This is a genomic window from Solidesulfovibrio sp. (assembly GCF_029978005.1).
Classification (GTDB): Bacteria; Desulfobacterota; Desulfovibrionia; order Desulfovibrionales; family Desulfovibrionaceae; genus Solidesulfovibrio.
In genome coordinates this window covers 34905-56105 of sequence record NZ_JARKOZ010000014.1, presented here as the reverse complement: position 1 = coordinate 56105, position 21201 = coordinate 34905, and the positions used below count along the sequence as shown (strand labels likewise).

The 21201-nt window shown below is 68.6% G+C and carries 19 protein-coding genes; 4 read left to right on the top strand and 15 right to left on the bottom strand.

From position 1 onward, the window contains the following. Window positions 1-95: 95 nt before the first annotated feature. The 5 genes from Q1K70_RS01780 to Q1K70_RS01760 all read right to left on the bottom strand — a co-directional run bounded on the left by Q1K70_RS01780 (window position 96) and on the right by Q1K70_RS01760 (window position 6092). On the bottom strand, window positions 96-1535 hold the full coding sequence (locus Q1K70_RS01780) for a mannose-1-phosphate guanylyltransferase/mannose-6-phosphate isomerase (RefSeq protein ID WP_300154913.1): 1440 nt from the start codon (window positions 1533-1535) through the stop codon (window positions 96-98). Between the two features lie 9 nt (window positions 1536-1544). Next, on the bottom strand, window positions 1545-2108 hold the full coding sequence (rfbC, locus tag Q1K70_RS01775; RefSeq protein WP_300154910.1) for a dTDP-4-dehydrorhamnose 3,5-epimerase: 564 nt from the start codon (window positions 2106-2108) through the stop codon (window positions 1545-1547). A 70-nt stretch (window positions 2109-2178) separates the two neighbouring features. Beyond that, window positions 2179-3090, bottom strand: coding sequence for a lipoyl synthase (gene lipA / locus Q1K70_RS01770; RefSeq protein WP_300154907.1), 912 nt, complete (start codon window positions 3088-3090; stop codon window positions 2179-2181). Then, complete coding sequence (locus Q1K70_RS01765; protein ID WP_300154904.1) at window positions 3083-4534, bottom strand: small ribosomal subunit Rsm22 family protein; 1452 nt, start codon at window positions 4532-4534, stop codon at window positions 3083-3085. Before Q1K70_RS01765 ends, lipA begins: the two co-directional genes overlap by 8 nt. Beyond that, on the bottom strand, window positions 4524-6092 hold the full coding sequence (locus Q1K70_RS01760; protein ID WP_300154900.1) for an ASKHA domain-containing protein: 1569 nt from the start codon (window positions 6090-6092) through the stop codon (window positions 4524-4526). The genes Q1K70_RS01765 and Q1K70_RS01760 overlap by 11 nt, the downstream gene beginning before the upstream one ends. A gap of 271 nt (window positions 6093-6363) precedes the next feature. On the opposite strand from Q1K70_RS01760, the gene Q1K70_RS01755 reads away from it, so the two are divergent. Then, entirely contained in the window at window positions 6364-7059 is a 696-nt protein-coding gene (locus Q1K70_RS01755; protein ID WP_300154897.1) for a C40 family peptidase, read from the top strand. 100 nt (window positions 7060-7159) lie between these two features. Then, window positions 7160-8071, top strand: a complete 912-nt coding sequence (locus Q1K70_RS01750) for a hypothetical protein (RefSeq protein ID WP_300154894.1) — start codon at window positions 7160-7162, stop codon at window positions 8069-8071. Here the strand turns inward: Q1K70_RS01750 and Q1K70_RS01745 are convergent. Then, window positions 8058-8834, bottom strand: coding sequence for an MBL fold metallo-hydrolase (locus tag Q1K70_RS01745; RefSeq protein ID WP_300154891.1), 777 nt, complete (start codon window positions 8832-8834; stop codon window positions 8058-8060). The two genes, Q1K70_RS01750 and Q1K70_RS01745, sit on opposite strands and share 14 nt — an antisense overlap. A 93-nt stretch (window positions 8835-8927) precedes the next feature. Between Q1K70_RS01745 and Q1K70_RS01740 the strand changes: the two genes are divergently transcribed. Beyond that, window positions 8928-10034, top strand: a complete 1107-nt coding sequence (locus tag Q1K70_RS01740) for an acyltransferase family protein (RefSeq protein WP_300154889.1) — start codon at window positions 8928-8930, stop codon at window positions 10032-10034. Between the two features lie 25 nt (window positions 10035-10059). Here Q1K70_RS01740 and Q1K70_RS01735 read toward each other — a convergent pair whose 3' ends face one another. From Q1K70_RS01735 to Q1K70_RS01725, 3 genes are read right to left on the bottom strand one after another with little or no spacing between them, the layout of a single operon-like run. After that, window positions 10060-11142 carry a response regulator gene (locus Q1K70_RS01735; RefSeq protein WP_300154887.1) on the bottom strand — a complete coding sequence of 361 codons (1083 nt, stop codon included), beginning with the start codon at window positions 11140-11142 and terminating at the stop codon, window positions 10060-10062. A 25-nt stretch (window positions 11143-11167) separates the two neighbouring features. Further along, complete coding sequence (locus Q1K70_RS01730; protein WP_300154886.1) at window positions 11168-11950, bottom strand: HD domain-containing protein; 783 nt, start codon at window positions 11948-11950, stop codon at window positions 11168-11170. Then, window positions 11947-12231, bottom strand: coding sequence for a hypothetical protein (locus Q1K70_RS01725; protein WP_300154883.1), 285 nt, complete (start codon window positions 12229-12231; stop codon window positions 11947-11949). Before Q1K70_RS01725 ends, Q1K70_RS01730 begins: the two co-directional genes overlap by 4 nt. A 227-nt stretch (window positions 12232-12458) precedes the next feature. On the opposite strand from Q1K70_RS01725, the gene Q1K70_RS01720 reads away from it, so the two are divergent. Continuing rightward, on the top strand, window positions 12459-12857 hold the full coding sequence (locus Q1K70_RS01720; RefSeq protein ID WP_300154881.1) for a response regulator: 399 nt from the start codon (window positions 12459-12461) through the stop codon (window positions 12855-12857). A gap of 142 nt (window positions 12858-12999) precedes the next feature. Here the strand turns inward: Q1K70_RS01720 and Q1K70_RS01715 are convergent, their stop codons facing one another. The 6 genes from Q1K70_RS01715 to Q1K70_RS01690 all read right to left on the bottom strand — a co-directional run bounded on the left by Q1K70_RS01715 (window position 13000) and on the right by Q1K70_RS01690 (window position 20940). Then, complete coding sequence (locus Q1K70_RS01715; RefSeq protein ID WP_300154878.1) at window positions 13000-13713, bottom strand: hypothetical protein; 714 nt, start codon at window positions 13711-13713, stop codon at window positions 13000-13002. Between the two features lie 4 nt (window positions 13714-13717). Then, complete coding sequence (locus Q1K70_RS01710) at window positions 13718-14977, bottom strand: sulfite exporter TauE/SafE family protein (RefSeq protein WP_300154876.1); 1260 nt, start codon at window positions 14975-14977, stop codon at window positions 13718-13720. Between the two features lie 103 nt (window positions 14978-15080). Further along, the gene (locus tag Q1K70_RS01705) at window positions 15081-15452 is read right to left on the bottom strand and encodes a response regulator (protein WP_300154873.1); all 372 of its coding nucleotides are present in this window, start codon (window positions 15450-15452) and stop codon (window positions 15081-15083) included. 191 nt (window positions 15453-15643) lie between these two features. After that, a complete protein-coding gene (locus tag Q1K70_RS01700; RefSeq protein ID WP_300154871.1) occupies window positions 15644-17074 on the bottom strand; it encodes a sigma-54 dependent transcriptional regulator in 1431 nt (476 codons plus the stop codon). Beyond that, on the bottom strand, window positions 17059-18582 hold the full coding sequence (locus tag Q1K70_RS01695) for an ATP-binding protein (RefSeq protein WP_300154868.1): 1524 nt from the start codon (window positions 18580-18582) through the stop codon (window positions 17059-17061). Before Q1K70_RS01695 ends, Q1K70_RS01700 begins: the two co-directional genes overlap by 16 nt. Before the next feature lie 360 nt (window positions 18583-18942). After that, window positions 18943-20940: a methyl-accepting chemotaxis protein gene (locus tag Q1K70_RS01690; RefSeq protein ID WP_300154866.1), complete on the bottom strand. Its 1998-nt coding sequence runs from the start codon at window positions 20938-20940 to the stop codon at window positions 18943-18945. Window positions 20941-21201 lie beyond the last annotated feature (261 nt).

The following is a 21201-nucleotide window of genomic DNA, read 5'->3' as shown; positions in this document are numbered from 1 at the left end:
GGGAGCGCCGCACCGCGCTTTTTACCCAGGCCGCAACTTCCGTGTCAAGGTTTAATGAAAAAATTCACGAATCCCCGTCATCGAGGGACGCCGCCTCACGACCCCGCGCCGCCGCCCCCGACCTTGCGGCCGTAGACGTCGTCGAAGCGCACGATGTCGTCCTCCTCCAGATACGGACCGGACTGGATCTCGATGATCTCCACCGGCACCTTGCCCGGATTGGACAGCCGGTGCTTGGCCCCCTTGGGGATGTCCACGGACTGGTTTTCGGTGAGCAGCCGCTCCTCCTCGCCGATCTGGACCAGGGCCGTGCCCGAGACCACCACCCAGTGCTCGCTGCGGTGGTGGTGCATCTGCAGCGACAGCCGGCCGGCCGGCGGCACCTCGATGCGCTTGATCTTGTAGCCCGGGCCGCCCTCGAGCACGGTGTAGCTGCCCCAGGGCCGGCGCACCGTGACGTGGGCCTCCACGAGCTTGCTCCCCTGGGACTTGAGCGCGCCCACCACGTCCTTGACCCGCTGGGCCTCGGACACCGGGCACACGAGCGTCGCGTCGCGGGTCTGGATGACGATCATGTCCTTGACCCCGGCCACGGCCAGGGAGCTGCCCTGGGAGAAGAAAAGCGAGTCCGCGCAGTCGAGCGCCAACACCTCGCCCTGGACCACGCAGCCCGAAGCGTCCTTCTCGCCCAGGCGGTAGAGCGCCTCCCAACTGCCCAGGTCGTCCCAGTCGAAGGGGGCCTCGACCATGGCGATGCGGCCCATCTTCTCGACCACGCCGTAGTCCACGGACATGTCCGGCAGGAAGGTGTAGCCTCCGGTCAGGGGCCGCTCCTCGCGCGCCTGCCACCAAACGTGAAATTCCGGGGCGTGGACGGCCACGGCCTCCAGGAACACGTCGGCCCGAAACACGAACATGCCGCTGTTCCAGAAATGCTCGCCCCCGGCCAGGAGCTTCCCGGCCGTGGTCAGGTCGGGCTTCTCGGTGAATCCCGACACGGCGTAGGCCCCCTCCCCCAGGGACTCGCCCCGGTGGATGTAGCCGTAGCCGGTCTCGGGGCTTCGCGGCGGGATGCCGAAGGTGACGAACCAGCCCTCCCCGGCCAGGGCGCAGGCGCGGTCCATGGCCGCGGTCCAGGCCGGCCGGTCGTCGATGCGGTGGTCGGCCGGGAAGACGCCGACCACGGCATCGGGGTCGGCGGCGACGATGGGCTCCAGGGCCAGCAGGATGGCGGGCAGGGTGTTGCGGCCCACGGGCTCGGCCAGGACATGGGCCACGGCCTGGGGCAGGAGACCCTTGAGCTGGGAGCGCACCTCGAAGACGTGCTCCTCGTTGGTGACGACGTAGAGGCGCTCGGCGTCGAAGGCTCCGGCCACGCGGGCCACCGTGGACTGGAGCAGGGTCGCGCCGTCGCCGAGGTCGAGGAGCTGTTTGGGCAAAAGCGTGCGGGAAAGCGGCCAAAGACGCGTTCCCGAGCCGCCGGCCAGCACGATGGCGTAACGGTTCGCGTCGGCGGCGTTTTGGGCGGTGTCCATGGATGTTCCTTAGGCGGGTTCGGAGTAGACGAAAGGCGAGCCGATTTCGGCCAGACGCGGCTGCCTGGCGTCCTTTTCCGAAAGGACGGGATCCGTGACGGGCCAGGCCACGCCGATCTCGGGATCGTTCCAGGCGATGCCGCCGTCCTCGGCGGGCGCGTAGAGCGCGTCGACCTTGTACATGAACTCGGCGTTTTCCGTGAGCGTGACATAGCCGTGGGCGAAGCCGCGCGGGACCATGAGGCGCAGGAAATTGTCCTCGGTCAGCTCGATGCCGTACCACTTCTTGTAGGTCGGCGAGCCGACGCGCAGGTCCACGGCCACGTCGAAGACCGCGCCGCGCACCACCCACACGAGCTTGGCCTGGGTGGCCGGCGGACGCTGGAAGTGCAGGCCGCGCAACACGCCCCTCGGTCCCGAGCGGGCGTGGTTGTCCTGGACGAAATCGTAATCGAGGCCAGCCGCGGCAAAGGCCTTGCGGCTGTGGGTCTCCAGAAAGAAACCACGGTTGTCCCCGAAAACCCTGGGCTTGACGACGACAAGCCCGGGGATGCCGGTTTGTGACACCTCCACGCGGGACCTCCCATGACTATAGGCATTCGGTACGTTTTGGATGCAGAAGGTGCCGAGTCCCTACCCCATTTCAGGAACGCGGACAACCGCGAACCGCCGCCAGCGAGGCCGCCTGGCCGGCCTTGTAGGAGCTGCGGACCAACGGAGCGCAGGCCATCTCGGCGATGCCGCACCGGCGGCCGAGCGCGGCCAGGGCCTCGAACTCCTCGGGCGGCACATAGCGGGCCACGGGCAGGTTGCGCCGCGACGGCCGCAGGTATTGTCCCACCGTGACCATGCGGCAGCCGGCCCCGGCCAGATCACGGAAGGTCGCCTCGAGCTCGTCCGCGGTTTCGCCGAGTCCGACCATGAGGCCGCTTTTGACCACGGACCGGCCGAGGCGCGCCGCCCTGGCCAGCACGGACAGGCTGCGGGCGTAGTCCGCCCCGGCCCGGGCCGTGGGGTACAGGCGCGGCACGGTCTCCACGTTGTGGTTGTAGACGTCCGGCCCGGCCGCCAGCACCACGTCCAGGGCGGCGAAATCGCCCCGGAAGTCCGGGGTGAGCACCTCCACCGTGGCCGCGGGCACGGCTTCGCGCACGGCGCGGATGGCGGCCGCGAACTGGGCCGCCCCGCCGTCGGGCAGGTCGTCGCGGGTGACGGAGGTGACGACGGCGTGGGCCAGGCCAAGCTCGGCCACGGCCCGGCCCAGGCGCGCCGGCTCGTCGGGGTCGACCGGATCGGGCCTGCCCGCCTCGATGTTGCAGAAGGCGCAGCCGCGCGTGCACACGCCGCCGAGGATGAGGAAGGTGGCCGTGCCCTTGGAGAAGCACTCGAAGATGTTGGGGCAGCGCGCCCCGCGGCAGACCGTGCGCAGGCCCGCGTCGGCCACGGCGTGGGCCGTGGCGGCGAAACCGGCGTCGCCCGGGAGCTTCACCCGCAGCCAGGGCGGCAGGCGGCCGGCGGTCTGGGCTTTTCGTGACTTATTTTCAAGATCATCCATGCTTCGGTCCTTTTTTGCCTGGCGCGTTTCGCGGGCCGGACCGGGCCGGACCGGGCTTGCCGCCGGCCTTGGGGCGCGGCCCGGCATCGCCGCCGCTTCGGGCCGGACGCGGCGCGCGGGGCTTTTTCCCGGGCCGCGCCGGCGCCCCCGGCCCCGGGGGCCCTTTGCGGACGGGACGGCCGGCCCCTTGGCCGGGGCGCTCTCCTTCCCTGTCCGGGCGCGCGCCCTCCCGAGCCCTCGCAGGCGCTGCGCCCTCCCCTTCCTTGGGCCGGTCGTGGCCGGGCAGGACCAGGCGCGGCGCGCCGGACTTGGCGTCGCGCGGGGCGTCGGCAGTAAGCGGCAGCTCCACGGCGTCGCCAGGACGCGGGGCGCGGCCGTCCGGGGCGTGCAGCACCACAAGCCCCCGCTGCGAGCAGCCGTAGACCGCCGCGCCGGGCGCGTCGGCCAGGGAGAAGGCCCCGGACACCACACGGGCGACGTTTTCAGGAAAGGCCGGGGGCGCGCCCACGGCCAGCAGAAACGACAGACTCAGGCGCTCCTTGCCGAGCCGGGCCCGGGCGGACAGCCCGGTCAGCCAGTCCGGCGCGCCGGCCGGGGACATGGTGAAATGGCACCAGGCCCGGGTGCGGCCGGCGACCAGGGAGCATTCCCGGCCGTGGGGACAGGGCGCGTCGAGCCCAAGCCCCATCTCCAGAAAAGCCTCGCGAAGCCCGAGCAGACACCGCCAGCCCAGGCGCGTCCCGGGCTCCACCACCAGGGTCCGGCCGCCCGGGGCCAGGGAATCGGCCAACTGCCCGGCCAGGCGCTCCATGCGGACATCCAGCGGCTCGCGGCCGGCGCCGGCCAGCTCGTTGGCCACGTTGACCATGGCGATAAGCGACGCGCCCTCGGTCAGGCCCTGCCAGTACTCCCCCCGCAGCAGGCGCACGCGCCAGGGCGCGTCGGGCGCGGCCGGGTCGAAGCCGGCCAGGCCGCGGAAAAGGCCCAGCCCGAGATCGAGCGCCCGGCGCGAGCGGTCCACGCACAGAAACCGGAGCCGCTTGGCCCGCAAATCCGGCCGCGACAGCCAAAGGGCCTGGAGAAAGGTCAGCGGCCCGGCTCCCAGGTCGCACACGAGGCCGTCGTCGGGCAGGTCCAGCGGCAGGGCCGGCAGCAGGCGCGACAACCGCAGGATGTTCCAGGGCAAAAAATACCAGGCGTAGGCGGCCAGGGTACGCGGGTCGCCCAGGTAGCCGGGCTTGGGCCCGCCCTCGCGCTCGGCGGTCAGGGACAGGGACAGGTCGCGCACGCTTCGCGGCAGGGCTCGTTCCATGCCCGGGGTGAGGCCGAGCTCCCGGCGCAGGATGCCGGGATAGGCCGCCAGGGCCGCGACCGTCTCCGGGGAAAGCGGCGGAAAGAGCCGGCGGGCCGGCGCGGCGGCCGGGATCGGGGAATCAGGGCACATAGGCGAAAACCATCCTGGAGATGAAGGATTCCCCTGCGTCGGGCACAAGGGGCACGATCGTCGTGCGGCCGGGCAGAGCCTCGGCCGCGTCCCGGCTGCCGGGGTCGGTCAGGAAAAGCGAGGCCCCCTCCAGGGAGAGGTTGCCGGCGATCCGCAGGCGCGCCGCCAGTCCCGGCGGGAAAAACCCCAGGGTTTCCAGGGCCTCGGCCGACACCTTGGCCCCGAAGGCCCCGGCCAGGTAGACCGCGTCCAGGGCGGCCGTGCCGCAGCCGGCGGCGCGCAAAAGCGCGGCCACGGCCAGGTTGCAGGCCGCCTTGACCTTGAGCAGCTCCTCCACGTCCGAGGCGTAAAGGCGGCCGCCGGCCACGGGAAAATAGGCCTCGCCGCCCTCGCGGCCGAGCTGGCGGCGCAGGCGTTCGCCGAGCGGGGTCGGGGCCGCGTTTTGGGCGAAACGGCCGTCGGCGTCAAGCACGCCCTGCTCGCGCAGGGTGGCAGCCAGGCGCAGGTAGCCCGGCCCGGCGATGCCGCGCGCCGGGCCGGCGGCTTCCCTGCCCTCGAAAAACACCGGAACCAGCCCCGTGGGGGCGAGATCGAAGGAGACGACCACGCCCGGCCCGGCCAAGGCCCCGTGGGAGAGGCCCACACCCTCGAGCGCCGGCCCGAGCGGGGCGCTGGCGGCCAGGAAGCGGTCCGGGGCCAGGGCAAGGACCATCTCGGCGTTGGTGCCGAGGTCGGCCAGGAGGAAGGGAAAGGCCGGGGCGCGGCGCAAAAGCGCGGTCAGGCCGGCGCTTATGTCCGCGCCGACGAAGGGCCCGAGCAGCGGCGGCACGTAGGCCGGGGGCAGGCCGCGCCCCAGGGCGACCGTCTCGCCGCCTGCCCAGGCCAGGGCGTAGGGCGCACGGGCCAGGCCGGCAAGGGACTTGCCGCACAGGATCGAGACCATGGCCGGGTTGCCGGCCAGGCACAGCCCGTCGAGGCGGTCGCCGGCCAGGGCGGCCTTGCGGGCCAGGACGTCGAGGACCAGGCCGCGCAGGTAGTCCGCGCCGCCGGGCGAGAGGGCGAAGGCCAGGCGGGAGACCACGTCGCCGCCCGCGCCGAGCTGGGGATTGACCCCGCGCCCCTCGGCCGCGACTACGCCGGTTGCGCGGTCGAGGATGCGCCAGGCCAGGCCCGTGGTGCCGAGGTCCACGGCCAGGCCGAGCACCCCGTCTCCGGCGCGGCCGGCGATTTCGCCCACCCGGTCGTAGGCCGGCGACGGTCCGGGATCGCCGACCTCCAGGCGTTCGCCGCCAAGGGCCGGCCGCAGGCAGGACAGCCGCCAGCCCCCGGCCACGGCTTTTTCGCCGAGACGCCGGGTTTCGGCGGGCAAGGGTTCGGGCGGATCGGCAAGGTAGCGCACGCGGCAGCGGCCGCAACGGCCCAGGCCGGCGCAAAGGGGCGCGCCGACGTAGCATCCGGCACGAAAAAGGGCCCCGGCCAGGGTCTCCCCGGGCGCGGCCGGGACCTCGCGCGCCCCTTGCGGGTCCTCCACGGAAAAGCGTACCCTCATCTTCCCCATGGTTCCCCAATCCCGGAGGGAAGGCAATCCCCGACCCGGCCGGCGAATCGTTACTTTTCAAATTATTAAATTGTAAAATCAGCCTTGACTTCAAATTTCAATTCTCTTAAACGGTGTCCTACCTTCCGTGGCAAAGCGGGTGATTGTAGCAGGTGTTTCGCGTTCGTCAACGCGAAGAAAGCTGCGCGGGCGTTCGGCCCACGGATGGATCGGTTTTTTCCGTCACGTGGACGCGGCCCCGGCCAGCAAACTCCAGCAAGGAGAGAGGATTTTGACCGACGCGCACGCACACGCACGCACCATACGCAAGCTCAAACCGGTTGTCCTGGTAACCCTGCTGGCCCTTCTGGCGGCCGGCTGCACCTCGAAACAAAAAACCTATTCCTACCAGTTCGAAGAATTCCAGGGCTTCAACGCCAGAAACAACTTCCTCACCAACTCCGCCGCGCCGGAAGAGCGCCTCAAGGCGGACGCCGAACAAAATCTCCTCTCGGGCAACCTTTTCGACCTCGGCGGCACGACGCCCAAGGTCGCTTCCAGCCCGGACCGCCTCCTGAGCGAAAATCTTTTTGAAACCGCCGCGGTGCAGCGCAAGGGCAGCGTCTACGAACGCATGCTGCGCACCGCCCACACGCAGCTCGGCACGCGCTATCGCTCGGGCGGCTGCGACCCCAATTCCGGTTTCGACTGCTCGGGATTCACCACCTGGGTCTTCAACCGCTACGGCATCCATCTGCCGCGCTCCTCGCGCGAGCAGTACCAGGTGGGCAAGGAAGTCGCCAAGAGCAACCTCCGCAAGGGCGACCTCGTGTTCTTCCGCTCCAAGCGCGGCGTCAATCACGTCGGCATCTATCTGGAAAACGGCAAGTTCATCCACAGCGCCAGCAACGGCAAGACCGTCACCATCAGCCACCTCGACGAAGACTACTGGAGAACGCATTATGCCGGAGGCCGTCGGGTTTTCTAACCCAACCGGCCGCACGTCGCGAGAAAGAACTGCAAAAGCGGGTTTCCCCGAAGCGGGGGGCCCGCTTTTTCGTCTGTCGCGACGCGCGGGGCTGACGCTTTTGGCGGCGCTTTTCCTGGCCGCCCTGGGTCCGTTTCAGGGAGACGGCCTGGCCGCGAGCCATGTCCCGGCCTATATCGACGCGGAAACCGCGCCCCTGACCGATCCCGCCCTGCGCCTGGAGCTCGCCGCCGTGGCCGGGGACTTCGCCCGCGACGTCACGGACAGGACCCTGGCCCGGGTGGGCCGCAAGAACGCCCGCCGCCGCGTCGACCTCCTGACCGCCCCATCCCAGGAATACCGCGACCGCATCCGCGCCGACGCCCTGGCCAAGCTGGAAGCCGCCGGCATGGACCCGACGCTCGGCCAGTACTTCGTCTACGCCGACCGCAACCCGGCCTCCCAGGTGATCTTCCTGGCCTATTACGACGCGGCCAGCCGGCATGTGGCCCTGCTCGGCGCGGACCTCTTCTCCTCGGGCAAGCTGCGCGCGGGCGACGACTCCTTTCTCACGCCCCTGGGCGCGTTCGAGCACCTGCCCGAGCACTGGGGCTACCGGGCCGAAGGCACGAAAAACGCCAAGGGCTGGCGCGGACTGGGGGCCAAGGGCAGCCGGGTCTGGGACTTCGGCTACCAGCAGGCCCCCCGGCTGTTCCGCCAGGGCGTCTACGACAGCGAGATGCGCCTGCTCATGCACGCCACGGACCCGGACCAGGGCGAGCCGCGCCTGGGCGGCCCGGACTCCAAGGGCTGCGTGCGGGTTTCCGCGGCGGCTAACGCCTTCATCGACCGCCGCTCCATCCTCGACCGCCACTATGAAAAGATCGCCGCCGAGGAAAAGGCCCGCGACCTGTGGCTCCTGCGGGCCGACCGCCAGCCCGTGTCCCACCCCGGCAGCTTCCTGGTGGTGGGCGACTCGGCCATCCAAAGCGCGTCGCGCGCCGTGCCCGAGGCCCCGACTACGGCCCAATGACCGCGCCAGGCTCGGGCATGACGGCGGCCAAACCCGATTCCGCCAGCCGGCGGCGAATCTCGCCGCCCCGCTCCCGGCGCACCTCGCGGCGCACGTGGACCACGGCCAGCGTCCCGGCCCCGGCCTCGCGCGCCAGCGCCAGCGCCTCTTCCACCGACCCGTGGCCCGGCACGCCGGCGGCGATGCCATAGGCCTCCTGCACGACGACGTCGCAGCCCCGGACCAGCTCCCGGCAAGCCTCGGTCGGCGCGCCGTCGCCACCGTAATAAAGCCGCCTTTCCCCGACCCGGAGACGAAGCGCCAGACAAGGCGCGCCGTGCCCGGTCATCGCCGCCTTGGCCGCGAAACCGGCCAGGGAAAACGGCACCCCCGGGGCGACCTCAGCCACGGCGAGCGCAAAGCCGAGCTTGCCCCGCAGGTTCGGGTAAGCCAGATCCACAACCGCGCCGATCTTCTCCGCCGCGCCGGGACCGCCGCGAACGGCCAGCGGGCGCGACCGGCCGGCCTCGTGCCAGCGGGCCAGAAGATAGGGCAGGCCGAGGAAGTGGTCGCCGTGGAAATGGGAAATCCAGACCGCGTCCGGCCCTGCCTCCCGGTCCGCCCCGGCCAGAGCCGGGCAGGCAAAATACGCGGCCGCCGCCGTGAAGCCGCAGTCGAGCAGGACGGCCGCCCGGCCCTCGCCTCCCTCCCCCTCCACGAAAAGGCTCGTGTTGGGCAGGGCCTCGTCAAAGGCCTCGCCCACGCCGACAAAGGTGACGCGCACGCCTCCCTCCTTGCCTCGCGGCGATTTTTGCGACAGTTTCCAGCTTGGTAGGACGACAGGCGTCCCGGCCCATCCCCATCCCAAGGAGCGAGCATGCAACGTCGCGTCACCCAGATCGAGAGCATCCGGGTGCTGGCCATGGCCGGCATCTTCTTCTACCACCTGTGGACCGTGCTGCCCGAGGGCGGCGCGCAAAACCCGCTCGGCCCCATCCTCGGCGACGTCCTGAGCCAGGGCTACCTGGGCGTTGTGGTCTTCAACGCCATCACCGGCTTCGTCCTGACCCTGCCCCACGCCGATCCCGGCGGCAAGCCGCCGCTGGGGTTCCTGGACTTCTTTCGCCGCCGCTTCGGCCGCATCGTGCCGCAATACTACCTGTCGCTTCTCCTGTGGAGCCTGGTGGCGGCCCTCGCCGGGGCCATGCCCCTGGCCGCCCTGGCCGCCTGCGTGGCCGAAAAAATCTTTTTCGTGCAGACCTTCGACCCGGCCCGGTTTTTCTGCCTGGAGCCGGCGCTGTGGTGGATGGGCCTGCTCGCCCAGTTCTACCTCTTCTTCCCGTTGCTGCTGCGGCTTTTTCGGGCGCTGGGACCCGGCCGGGCCACGGCGGCCTGCCTGGTCGGCGGCTGGGGGCTGTGGCTCGTGTTGTCGCTTTTGGCCAAGGTGAGCGCCACGGCCGCCCTCCTCGACTACATGCTCTACTTCAACCTGCCCTACCGGCTGCCGGAATTCGCCCTGGGCATGGCCTTCGCCATGACCTGGAAAGCGCGCGCCGCCTCGGGCGAGGGCGTCGATCCGGTCACGGGCCTGCCGGACTCCTGGCGGCTCGGCTTCCTGGGCCTGGCCTACTTCGCCCTGCCCCTGGCCATCCTCTTCAAGAACGCCCTGCCCATGCCCTTCGCCCACATCCTGCTGACCGCCGCCTGCATCGGCGTGGCCGGATCGCTTTTCGCCTGGCCGCGCATGGCCCTGTGGGGCGCAAAGCCCGGCGTGGCCGCTGCGGCGGCCGCCTCCTACAGCTTCTACCTGCTGCACCAGCCCATCCTCGGCTACGGCGCGGATGCGATACGCTCCCACATGGCGCCGTTCGCGGCCATGGTGCTGCTGTGCTGCGTGAGCCTGCCCCTCTCGGCCCAGCTCTCGCGCTGGCAGGACAGGCTCGTGGCCTACCTGGAATCCCGAGGCAAGAAGCAAGGCGCGTGAACGGGGATGATGCGGGAGAGAGGCGTCAGTCGTCGCGCATGGAGGCGACCACGCCCGTGCGTTCCAGGGCGGGCGTGGTCGCGTCGCGGGGGTATTCGCGGCCGAAGAGCTTGCGGTAAAGCCTGCGCCCTTCGTCGAAGCCGGGATTGACGGCCAGGGCCTTGTCCACGCTGACCTTGGCCCGTTCCGTGTCGCCCAGGAAGTAGTAGGCCTTGGACATGTTGAAATGGATGTTCTCGTCGTCCGGAGTCAGGGAGAGGGCCTGATTGTAGGCGTGCAGGGCTCCGGCCAAGTCGCCGCTTTTGCGCAGTTTGACGCCCAGGGAATTGAAGGGGTTGGGCGTGGCGGCGTCGTATTTGAGGATCTCGATGAACAGTTCCTTTGTTTCTTCCATGTGGTTGAACTGGGCATGGATTTCGGCGGCTTTTTGCAGGTAGCGCTTGAATTCGTCGATCTCGCCCTTGCCCTTGTAGGCGTCGGCCAGCCCCTTGTAGGCTTCGGCGAAGAGGTCGTTGATCTTGATGGCCTTCTTGAAGGCGATGATGGCCTGGCCGTATTTCTGGCGCACCAGGCAGCGGCAGCCCATGTCGTAGTACTTTTGCGCCATGTTCTGTTCGGAGATGATCTCTTCGAAGGCTTCGATGGCGTCGTCGAAGTTGCCCATGGCCACCATTTCCCGGGCGTCTTCGATCTGCTGGCGTTCGATTTCCGTGACGCGTTCCACCTGGCAGCCGCGCAGCACGTGCTTGGCGAAGGTCTCTTCGGAATAGGGGCGCAGGATGTAGCCGGCGCAGCCCACGGCGATGGCGTCGAGGACCTTGTCGCGCTGGCTCTGGGCGGTGATCATGACCACGGGCACGTCTTTCAGGCGCAGGTCGCGGCGGATCAGGCGCAGGAACTGGATGCCGTCCATGTCGTCGAGCTGGCTGTCCAGGAGCACGATGTCCACGTGGTTGGCGGCCAGGTATTCCAGGGCCTTGCCGCCCGAGGTGAAGTGCTCCACACGCCTGGGGCGGAAGGTGGACAGGGTGCGCCGGTCGCGGCGGGCGTTTTCCTCGTTTCGGGTGAGGATGATCGCGGTGTCGAACAGGATGGGCGAGAAATCCATGGCGCCGCCTCGTGTTGCAGTCGGATCAGGTGGTCCTGGGGGCGAAACGGTCGTGGTAGCGCTCGGCGAAGGCGCGCATTTCCGGCGTGTCCGGCAGTTGGTCGAACAGTTCCCGGACGTGGCCGCGCCGGAAAAAGAGCCGCCTGGTGCGCGCATGGTTCATGTCGTTCACCCAGCTCAAAAGCAGCAAGGTAAAATCGTTGACCGTCTCCATGGCTTCGTAGTTCCCGATGCGCCCGGCCTCGATCCGGGCGAGCATGGCCGGATTGTACCGGTCCGGGACGTCGGGCAGGTCGAGGAAGACCACGCCGTCCTTCTCGCCCGGGATCCTGAAATGTTCGAGCATGACCCGCACGATGTCGAGCTTGTCGGCGTCGCGCACGATGCGGGCCAGGACCAGGGCTTCGGCGTCGCCGCCGGCGAGGAGCCCCTTGGGCAGGTTTCGCCGGTTGTGGGCCATGATGGCCAGGCGCACCAGGAACCGGTCCCTGTCTCCCAGGCCGGCCAGCCCTCCGTGCCGGGCCAGGGCCGTGGTCCCGAGCACGGCGTGGTTGGCGCTTGCCGCGTCGCGAAAGGTCCGCCAGCGCCGGTACTGGGGAAACCGCCCGGTGTCGTGGGTCAGCCCGGCCACGGTGGCCAGGTCGGTCAGGCGCGGGGACAGGCCCAGTTCCCGGGCCTGCTCCCTGGCCTCGGCCATGACCAGCAGGCAGTGCTGGCGCTTGAGCTCCAGGCGCGCCGCGTCCACGGGGTCGTCCATGTCGCCGTCGCGGACGAAGTCCTCAAACCAGTCGAGCACGGCGGCGATCATGCGTCGTGCCGCCCCTTGTCCTTGCGGGCGTCGGGGGCGTCCGGCCCCGCGGGATCCTCGGGATCGGGCTCGTCGAATTCCTTGTCGCGGAGCGGCCCGCCGGGGCCGAACAGAAAGCGCAGCACCCAGGCCATGCCGCCGAGGATGGCCAGGATGAAAAGGCCCTTGAGCACCACGGACAAAAGTCCTTCCTCGAGGCCCGGCCCGAAGGGCCAGGTCTCGTGCCAGTGCGGTTCGACGCTGCTCGCTGCGAAAAAAAGAAAATCCTGTCCCCACCCCATGCGTTCGCTCCATGCTGCGCCGATTGCGCAATCTATTTATTTACGCGCCTTCGGGCCGCCTTGCAAGCCGGACCGGGCGGTCAGGACACGGCTTTCCGGGGTGCCGCATTGCCTTTTTGAGGCATTGCGCCTAAAAACGAAGAGATCGGCCGCCGGGGCGAACAAGCCTCCCGGCGGTCGCACGCGCCCGCCTCGCGCGGGCCATACGCCATTTCCGGGAGGCGCCGATGCGCGTGCTCGTAGTCGAGGACGACTTCACCAGTCGCAAGATCCTCCAGAAGATCCTCGGCCCCTACGGCGAGGTGGACATCGCGGTCAACGGCCTCGAAGCCGTTCAGGCCTTCACCCAGTCCCTGGACGACGACCATCCCTACGACCTCGTCTGCATGGACATCATGATGCCGGAGATGGACGGCCAGACGGCCCTGCGATCGATCCGGGCCCTGGAGAAGCAGCGGGGCATCCTGCCGGCCAGCGAGGCCAAGGTCATCATGACCACGGCCCTGGACGACCCGAAGAACGTGGTGGAGGCCTACTACAAGGGCGGAGCCACCTCCTACGTGCCCAAGCCCATCGACAAGCACATGCTCCTGCACCTGCTCAAAAACCTCGGGCTCATCGAATAGCGCCACGGGTGCGAAAGCCATTCAGGGCTTTGGCGCGCGTGCATGGCGCAGGCGACGAGCCGTCGTGTGTCGACAATGAAAAAGACGAAGCCCCGGGCCGCTTTGACGGCCCGGGGCTTCGCGTTATGGAGGGGCGCGGGGTTTACGCTTCCTTCTTGATCTTGGACTTGCTCATGGACATGCCGATGCCGTTGAAGATGTCGAAGATGCCGTAACCGTACCACATGGTGTAGATCACGTAGAAGATGAGCAGGCCGGTCACGGTGGGGATCTTGGTCATGATGCTCTCGGCCGGAATGCCGTAGAAGTTGTAGGCCGGTTCGATGGCCTTCTGGTTGACCGTGTTGAGGATGTTGGCCTCGTCGATCATCTTGATCTTCTGCAGGGGCTTGATCATCGTGTTGAGCGTGGTCCACCAGCCCTTCATGGCCTTCTTGCCGTCCATGCCATAGAAGGCCGATATCTGGGCGTCCTGGTCCTTGTAGAGCTCGTCCGCGCCTTCGAGCACCTTGGCCAGCATGGCGCCGAGGTCGCCGCTCACGGCCAGGGAGTCGCCCTTGGGCTCGGCCTTGCCGCCGGCCTTGGTGATCAGGGTCTGGGCCATCTTGGTCTCGTCGGCCGACTTGAACTTGACTTCGACGTTGATCTGCTTGCCGTCGAAGGCCTTCACGTCCTTGGCCACTTCGGGAATGAAGTAGGACGAGCCCTTGGACAGCTTGTTGAACAGGTCGTCGGAGAAGTGCAGGCCGTTGACGCCGCCCGGGAAGATCGGCGAAAAGATCAGCATGAAGACCACGGCGAAGGATATGAGCAGCAGCAGGCCCTTGATGAAGAGCTTCTTGTCGGTGACAAGCATTTCCTTATCCCTCCTGGCGCAGGGCGCCGATGTTGACGATGAACTTGCCGATGACCCAGGCGCCGAAGATGGCCACGACGATCCAGAACACGATGTTGCCCACGTATTCGATGGCGTTGACCAGGTCCTTGGACATGTTGATGTATTCGAGCTCCACGAACTTCTTGGGCAAGGTGGCCACGCGGTTGATGAAGCCGGCGATGATGGACATGGCGTAAAAGCCGCGGATGTGGATGCCCTTGACCACCTTGGTGGTCAGCGCGCCGACCTGGATGCCGAGCAGCGAGCCGAGCAGCATGCCCATGGCCAGGGTGTAGAAGACGTAGCCGTAGATGGCGTACTGGGCGATGGCCCCCAGGCCGGCGGTGAAGATGATCTGGAGGATGTCCGTGCCGACGGTGGTCATGGAGGAGACGCCGAAGACATAGACGAACATGGGGAAGGTGACGAAGCCGCCGCCCACGCCCATAAGCGCCGCCAGGATGCCGACGATCATGCCGCCGGCGGCCACGATCCAGCCGGAGATGCGCTTGCCGCCCGGCACGAAGTCCTCGTCGAAGGTGATCATGGGAGCGATGTTGAGGTTCTGGAGCTTGAGCGCCATGCCGGTGGTGCCGGCCGGGCCGCCGTGGCTGCCGCCGTGAGCGTCGCCGCCGGAATCCTTGCGGCTGGCGACGATGTAGTCGATCAGCGCGTAGAAGCCCAGGAAGCCGAGCAACACGGCGTAGATGGTGCTGATGAAGAACTCGGAGAGCAGCGGGTCGGTGTTGTACAGGCCCTTGTTGATGGCGCCGCCGACGAAGGTGCCGGCGCCCGAGCCCACCAGGAAGGCGACGGCCAGCTTGACCGAGACGTTGCCGAGCTTCTTGTGCACGGCCGTGCCCATGATGGCCTTGGCGAAGATGTGGAACAGGTCCGTGCCGACGGCCAGGATGCCCTTGACGCCGGCGGCCATGAGCGCCGGGGTGATGATGAAGCCGCCGCCCGCGCCGATGCAGCCCGTGATCAGGCCCGCGGCCAGGCCGACGGCGATGGAGACCAGGAAGATCTGCGTGGTGTAGAACGCCGGGCCGTAGGCCGTCTTGCTGCCGATGAAGTCGCTGGCCTCGACGAAGGAGACCGCCAGGATCGGCAGGGCCAGCACCAGCAGAAAGAGCAGCTTCTTGCGATTCTTGAGAATGGACGTGGACACTTCCATGTCCCACTGGGCATGCGCGACCGACGCCGCCTTCAGGAATTCAAAAACTTGCCTGCCGAACCCCATTTTCACTTCCTCCGTATTGTGAGTGCCGCCCCGCGCGGACCCCGCCGCGCGATGAAAATATCCGCGACGATCCTGCCATCTGTCCCTTGCCGCCCCTGTCCCGTCAGCCGTTGGCCTCACCCGGCCGCAACACCCGGCGCACCGTGCGCTTGAGCCGCTCGAAATCCCCGTCCTTCTCCACCCGGGCCACGCCGCCCTCGCCGGCCTCGAAGCCGGCGAAGCCGTGCAGCACCACGGGCACCTGGGGAAACGACCGCTCCAGTTGCGGCACAAGGGCCGAGCCGTCGGGACCGCCCATCTCGGCATCGAGCACGAGGACGTCCACCTTCTCCGCCAGGGACAGGTGCGACAGGACTTCGGCGCCGGAGCCTGCCGTCAGCACGGCGTAGCCCTCGCGGCCGAATTCCCGGCGCAGAAGCTCCCGGATGTTGGCGTTTCTCTCGGCGATGACCAGCGTTGCCCTTGGACGATCCACCACGGTCTCCTGACAAGGTTTGCCCTGGCCATCGCAACTCCCGTGCCAGGAACGCGGGTCGCGCCCTGCCGGACAACGTGGCGGCATCGCTTGGGAAAATGAGAACTTGAAAGAAAACCCGACACTTCCCCGGCCCGGGGCCTGTCAGGATTTTTTACAGGGCGTAAAAAGGGGAACGGCAGGGACGGGAATCAATCGGCCTGGCGCACGCGGGATTCGATGCGCAGGCCGTACTTCTCGATCTTGGCCAGAAGCGTCGGCCGCGAGAGCCCGAGCAGGCGGGCGGCCTGGGTGCGGTTGCCGCCCGTCACGGTCAGGGCCTCGCGGATGATCTGCTGGCCGAAGCGGTCCATGAGGTCCTCGAACACGCTCTCCCGGCCCGAGGCCAGCTCCCGGCGGATGAGCCGCGACAGGCTCTCGGCCGGGTCGTCGCCGGGGTCGGCCTCGCGCTGCAGGGGCTCGCCCAGGGCCTTTTTCACCTCGTCGAGCCCAAGCGGCGCGCCGAGGTTGAAGATGAGTGCCTTTTTCACCGTGTTGGCGAGCTCCCGGACGTTGCCCGGCCAGGGCTGGGCCGTCAGGAACTCCATGGCCGCCTCGGACGCGCCCGGGTCGGGCTGGCCCATGTCCCGGGAGTAGCGGCCGAGGAAGTAGCGCACGAGCAGCGCGATGTCGCTTGGCCGTTCGCGAAGGGGCGGCAGGGAGAGGGTGACCACCTTCAGGCGATAGTAGAGGTCCTCGCGGAACTGGCCCTGGCGCACGGCCTCTTCCAGGTCGCGGTTGGTGGCGGCGATGATGCGCACGTCCACGGGAATGACCTGCCGCCCGCCCAGGCGCTCGACGTTTTGCTCCTGGAGCAGGCGCAGGAGCTTGGCCTGGATGGACAGCGGCATGTCGCCGATCTCGTCGAGAAAGACCGTGCCCCGGTTGGCCTGCTCGATTTTTCCCACCTTGCGGCCGGCCGCGCCGGTGAACGCCCCTTTCTCGTAGCCGAAGAGCTCGGATTCGAGCAGGGTTTCGGGGATGGCCACGCAGTTGATGACCAGGTAGGGCTTGGCGGCCCGCTGGGAGTGCTGGTACACGGCCCGGGCCACGAGTTCCTTGCCGGTGCCGGATTCGCCGCGCACGAGCACGGTGGCGTCGGTGGGGGCGACGCGGCCGATGGCCTTGTAGAGCTCCTGCATGGCCGGGCTTTTGCCGACGATGGCCTCGGCGGCCGCCGCCGCGCCCTCCTCGCCCACGGCCACCCGGGCGCGCATGGACCGGCCGGCGGTTACGGCCTTGTCGATCAGCCGCAGGACCTGGGGGATGTCGAACGGCTTGAGGATGTAGTCGTAGGCCCCCATCTTGGTGGCCTCGATGGCGATGTCCGTGGTGCCGTAGGCGGTCATGATGATGACGGGCAGGCGCGGCTCGATCTCGCGCATGGCGGCGTAGGCCTCGAGGCCCGAGATGCCGGGCATGCGCACGTCCATGACCACGAGGTCGGGCATGGCCTCGCGCACGGCGTCGATGCCGGCCTCGCCCGAGGAGGCGGTGCGCACGTCGTGGCCCTCGGCGGCCAGCAGCCGCTCGAAGCTCATGCGCAGCTGGTGGTCGTCGTCGACGATCAGGATCTGTGCCATCCCCGCTCCCCGGCGCACGGAAAAACCATGGTGAAGACCGCCCCGCCCGACGGCGGGGACTGGATCGTGATCCAGCCGCCGTGCTCCTCGACGATGCGCTTGACGATGGGCAGCCCCAGGCCCGAGCCCTCGCCCTTGGTGGTGAAAAACGGCTGGAAGATGCTGTCGAAAAGGGCCGGATCGACTCCCGGGCCGCTGTCGGTCACCCGCAGGGCCACGATGCGTCCGTAGGGCTCGAGCACGCCCGCCTCCTCGCGAAGCGTCAGGCTGCCGCCCTCGACCATGGCCTCGCAGGCGTTGAGCACCAGGTTGACCAGGGCCTCCTTGAGCTGGTCGGGATCGGCGTTTATTTCCGGCAGCACCCTGGCCCGCTCCACGGACACCTCCACATTGTAGGACTCCAGGCGGTGCCGCAATAAGGTCAGCGTGGTGTCCACCACGGCGGACAGGCTCACGGGCTGGGCCGTGAGCTTGGGCGGGCGGGCGAACTCCAGGAAATTGCGCACGATGGTGTCGATATGGCCGATCTCCTCGGCGATGACCTCGAAGTCCTCCTGCTGGGAGGGGTCGAGCTTGAGGCCGCGCTCCAGGGAGAAAAGGCGCATCTTGACCGAGGTCAGGGGGTTGCGGATGGTGTGGGCCACGCCGGCGGCCAGGCGGCCGGCCATGGCCAGCTTCTCGGACTGCATGAGGTGGCCGCGGCTTTGCTCCAGGTCCAGATGGGCCTGATCCACGTCCTTCTCCAGGTCGCTGAACTTCTGGCCGATGGCCTTGACCTCGTCGGAGAACCCGGCCAGGGCCTCCCTGCCCCTCGCGCCGCCGCCCCGGGCCAGGCGGCGCAAGGGGTCGAGGATCTGGCCCACCAGCACATAGGCCAGAAAAAAGCCCAGGGTGGCGTTTATCACCACGCCGACCACGGCCACGCCCATGACCATGTCCGTGCGCTCGATGTAGACCTCGCCGGTCTCGCGCATGCGGGCCCGGAAGAACTCCTTGAAGCGGTCGCACAGGTCGCGCAGGCCGTCGAAATCCTCGCGCACGGCCCAGTGCTGGCCCTTGGCCGCCTCCACCCGCCCCTGCTGGTAGAGGCTTATGACGTTGTCCTTGGCCGCGGCGTATTCCTTGTAGGCCGCCTCGATGCCGTCGAGCAGCGCCACGGCCTCGGGCGCGTCCACCTGCTGGCGCATGCGCTCGAGCCACAGCAGGAAGGCGCGGCGGCTCTCGTCGAGCTTGGCCAGCCAAACCTGGTCCTGGCTCAGGTAGTAGTAGGTGGCGTAGCCCTTCTGGTTGAGCAGGGCGTTTTCCAGCTCGTGGGCGGCGGTCAGGGCGGCCAGGTCCTTGTCGGCCGTGGCCGTGTAGAGGTCGCGGGCCATGGCCGCGTACCAGACCATGATGACCGGCCCGGCCATGTTGACGAGGAGCAGCCCGCCGAGCAGGAGGTAGACCCGGGCGCGAAGCCCGAGCCTGGCCAGGACGGCGGAGCCGAAATGTTTCTTCACGACGGTCATAGGCGGCGCGCCGCCGGGGAGGCGTTTGGGGAAAGGCCGCGCCCAGGCGGGCGGGCCGGCTCCTGCGGACGCAACAGCCTCTTACCGGGGCGGGGCGGCCGTGGCAACGCCAAGCCGCCCCGCCCGAGAATAATTTCGTCGTCCGGGGCCGTTGCCGCCGATCCGGCCGCTTGCCACGCCTCGCGGGCGCGGGAGCGACGATGTTTGGACATGGCAGGCATGGCCGCGCGGATGTCGCGCCTCGCGGGCGCGGGAGCGACCGGGGGCGGCGCGTCCGCCAAGACGAATTTCCCCCGTCGCGGACGACGCCTTCGAATGCTTTTATTGAAAATATCGCCGTATTTTCAATAAGCCGCCGCTCTACGCGGCCAGAGCCCGGAGGGCCTCGTCCTCGTCGCCGCGCAGGCGGCCGATGAGCTCCTTGAGCTCCTCGGCCATGGCGGCCAGGGCGCGGGCGGCCCGGGAAGTGGCCTCCACGCCGGCCACGTTGTCGTCGGCCACCTGGTTGATCTCGGTGATGGCCCGGCTGATCTGCTCCGAGGCGGCGGACTGCTCCTCGGCCGAGGCGGCGATGGACTGGACCTGGCCGCTGGTCTCGTCGGCATGGCCGACGATGGACAGGATGGCCTCCCCCGAGCGCTCGGCCAGGGAGTTGGCCTCGGCCACGGCGGCCACGGCCTGGTCCATGCCCCTGATGTTGCCGCCGGCGGCGTCCTGGATGGCCCGGATGCGCGATTCCACTTCCTTGGTCGCCACCATGGTCTTTTCGGCGAGCTTTCTGACCTCGTCGGCGACCACGGCGAAGCCGCGCCCGGCCTCGCCGGCCCTGGCCGCCTCGATGGCGGCGTTTAAGGCCAGCAGGTTGGTCTGGTCCGCGATGTCGTTGATCACGCCGACGACCTGGCCGATGGACTGGGCCTCCTGGCCGAGGCTCGACATGTCGGACTTGAGCTTGACGGCGATGCCGTTGACCCGACCCATGGACGCGCCGGCCTGCTTGACCACGTCCGCGCCGGTGACGGCGTTGTCCCGGGTCCGGCCGGCGTTTACGGCGGCCGCGCCGGCGTTGGAGGCGATCTCCAGGATGGTGGCGTTCATCTGGCCGATGGCCGTGGCCGTCTCGTCCACGCGGCGTCGCTGGAGCTCCACGCCCGTGGCGGACTGCTCGGTCTGGGTCGAGAGCTCCCGGGCCGCGCCGGACAGCCGCCGGGAGATGTCCGCCGCCTGTTCGGCCACGGTCTGCATGCGGGAAAGCGTGGCGGCCAGCTCCTCCTCCTTGCGCATGGTCTCGCGCATGGCCTCCTCGGCGGCCCTGGCCTGGCGGGCGGCCTCGGCCTGCTTCTCGGCCACCTGGCGCATGTTCTCCCGGAGGTTGGCGACCATGGCCGTGACGTCGTCGCGCAGGGCGGCGAACTCGGCCTCGAACCGACCCGAGGGCCGGGCGGCCAGGTCTCCCGAAGCCACCTGCCTGGAATAGCTCCCCAGGGCGGCCAGGGAGCGGTTGAGCCCCCGGACGATCCACAAGATGACCAGCAGCACGGCCAGGCCGAGCCCGGCCTGCACGGCCAGCTGCGCCATGTCCACCGTGGACTGGGCCTGGGCCCGCCGGGCGGCGTAGAAGGAGCCGATTTTTTCGAAGCGCGGCATGAGGTCGCGCCCGCTCGCCACCATGGCCTCGCCGATCTTCTTCCCCTTGGCCGCGGCCGCCACATAGGCCTTGAAGCTGCGCTGGTAGGCCTCGATCACCGTGGCGCAACCCTTGCGCTGGGCCGCCGGAATCTCCGGGCTCTCGGCCACCATGCCGAGCAGTTGCGCCACCGAGGCGTCCACCTTTTCCACGTAGGAAGCCTCGTCGCGCAGTTGCCAGTTCTTCTCGTGACGGCGGATGGTGAGCAGGACGATCTGGAAGTCCTTGTCGGCCACGGGCTTGAACTTCTCGTCCAGGTCCCGGGCGGCCTGCACAAAGTCGCGCATGAGGCCTTCGTTCTCGTTGAAGCCCTTGGCGCGTTCGTTGGCGACCAGCTCCTCGAAGCCCTTGCGGTACTCGGACAGTTCGGCCAGGGCCTCCTGGGCCTGGCTGGCCATGGCCGGGTCCAGGCCGGCCAGCCGGCCGACGTCCTCGCGGACCTTGTCGGCATGGCGCAGGGCCGGCTCCACGTAGGCCGGATCCATGCGCATGAGGAAATTCTTCTCTTCGCGACGGGCCTGAAGCAACTCCAGGTAGGCGTTGGCGGCCAGGTCCTCGAGATTGCGGTAGTGCTGCTCGTAGCGCGCACCGATCCGGTCCGCCGCGAAGGAGCAGACGAACCCCAGCACGCACACGCCGAGCAACACATACAGTTTGTTCCGCACGCTCATACGCCCCCCTGCCGGCCCGAACGGGTCCCGGACATGCCTTTGCGAGGCATGACAAACGGTTGTTGGCGCCGCCGCGTTTTGCGGCCGGCGGCCTTGAGACTTTACCCAGCGACACGACTGCCAAGCAAAACCCCTGCCAACGCCTCGGGAGCGCAAGGGGGCGTCTTTGCGCAAAAAATCACAACCTTACCCGACAAGTAATGTCAAGAATTTTTACAATCCGTCAAACCTCCCGCATTGACTTGCCCGCCGGCCTTTGAC

Excerpts from the sequence above, each read along its gene's own strand:
- Q1K70_RS01780 (WP_300154913.1), bottom strand. The coding sequence starts at position 1,535 with ATGGACACCGCCCAAAACGCCGCCGACGCGAACCGTTACGCCATCGTG.
- lipA (WP_300154907.1), bottom strand. The coding sequence starts at position 3,090 with ATGGATGATCTTGAAAATAAGTCACGAAAAGCCCAGACCGCCGGCCGC.
- Q1K70_RS01765 (WP_300154904.1), bottom strand. The coding sequence starts at position 4,534 with ATGTGCCCTGATTCCCCGATCCCGGCCGCCGCGCCGGCCCGCCGGCTC.
- Q1K70_RS01760 (WP_300154900.1), bottom strand. The coding sequence starts at position 6,092 with ATGGGGAAGATGAGGGTACGCTTTTCCGTGGAGGACCCGCAAGGGGCG.
- Q1K70_RS01740 (WP_300154889.1), top strand. The coding sequence starts at position 8,928 with ATGCAACGTCGCGTCACCCAGATCGAGAGCATCCGGGTGCTGGCCATG.
- Q1K70_RS01735 (WP_300154887.1), bottom strand. The coding sequence starts at position 11,142 with ATGGATTTCTCGCCCATCCTGTTCGACACCGCGATCATCCTCACCCGA.
- Q1K70_RS01730 (WP_300154886.1), bottom strand. The coding sequence starts at position 11,950 with ATGATCGCCGCCGTGCTCGACTGGTTTGAGGACTTCGTCCGCGACGGC.
- Q1K70_RS01725 (WP_300154883.1), bottom strand. The coding sequence starts at position 12,231 with ATGGGGTGGGGACAGGATTTTCTTTTTTTCGCAGCGAGCAGCGTCGAA.
- Q1K70_RS01720 (WP_300154881.1), top strand. The coding sequence starts at position 12,459 with ATGCGCGTGCTCGTAGTCGAGGACGACTTCACCAGTCGCAAGATCCTC.
- Q1K70_RS01715 (WP_300154878.1), bottom strand. The coding sequence starts at position 13,713 with ATGCTTGTCACCGACAAGAAGCTCTTCATCAAGGGCCTGCTGCTGCTC.
- Q1K70_RS01710 (WP_300154876.1), bottom strand. The coding sequence starts at position 14,977 with ATGGGGTTCGGCAGGCAAGTTTTTGAATTCCTGAAGGCGGCGTCGGTC.
- Q1K70_RS01700 (WP_300154871.1), bottom strand. The coding sequence starts at position 17,074 with ATGGCACAGATCCTGATCGTCGACGACGACCACCAGCTGCGCATGAGC.
- Q1K70_RS01695 (WP_300154868.1), bottom strand. The coding sequence starts at position 18,582 with ATGACCGTCGTGAAGAAACATTTCGGCTCCGCCGTCCTGGCCAGGCTC.
- Q1K70_RS01690 (WP_300154866.1), bottom strand. The coding sequence starts at position 20,940 with ATGAGCGTGCGGAACAAACTGTATGTGTTGCTCGGCGTGTGCGTGCTG.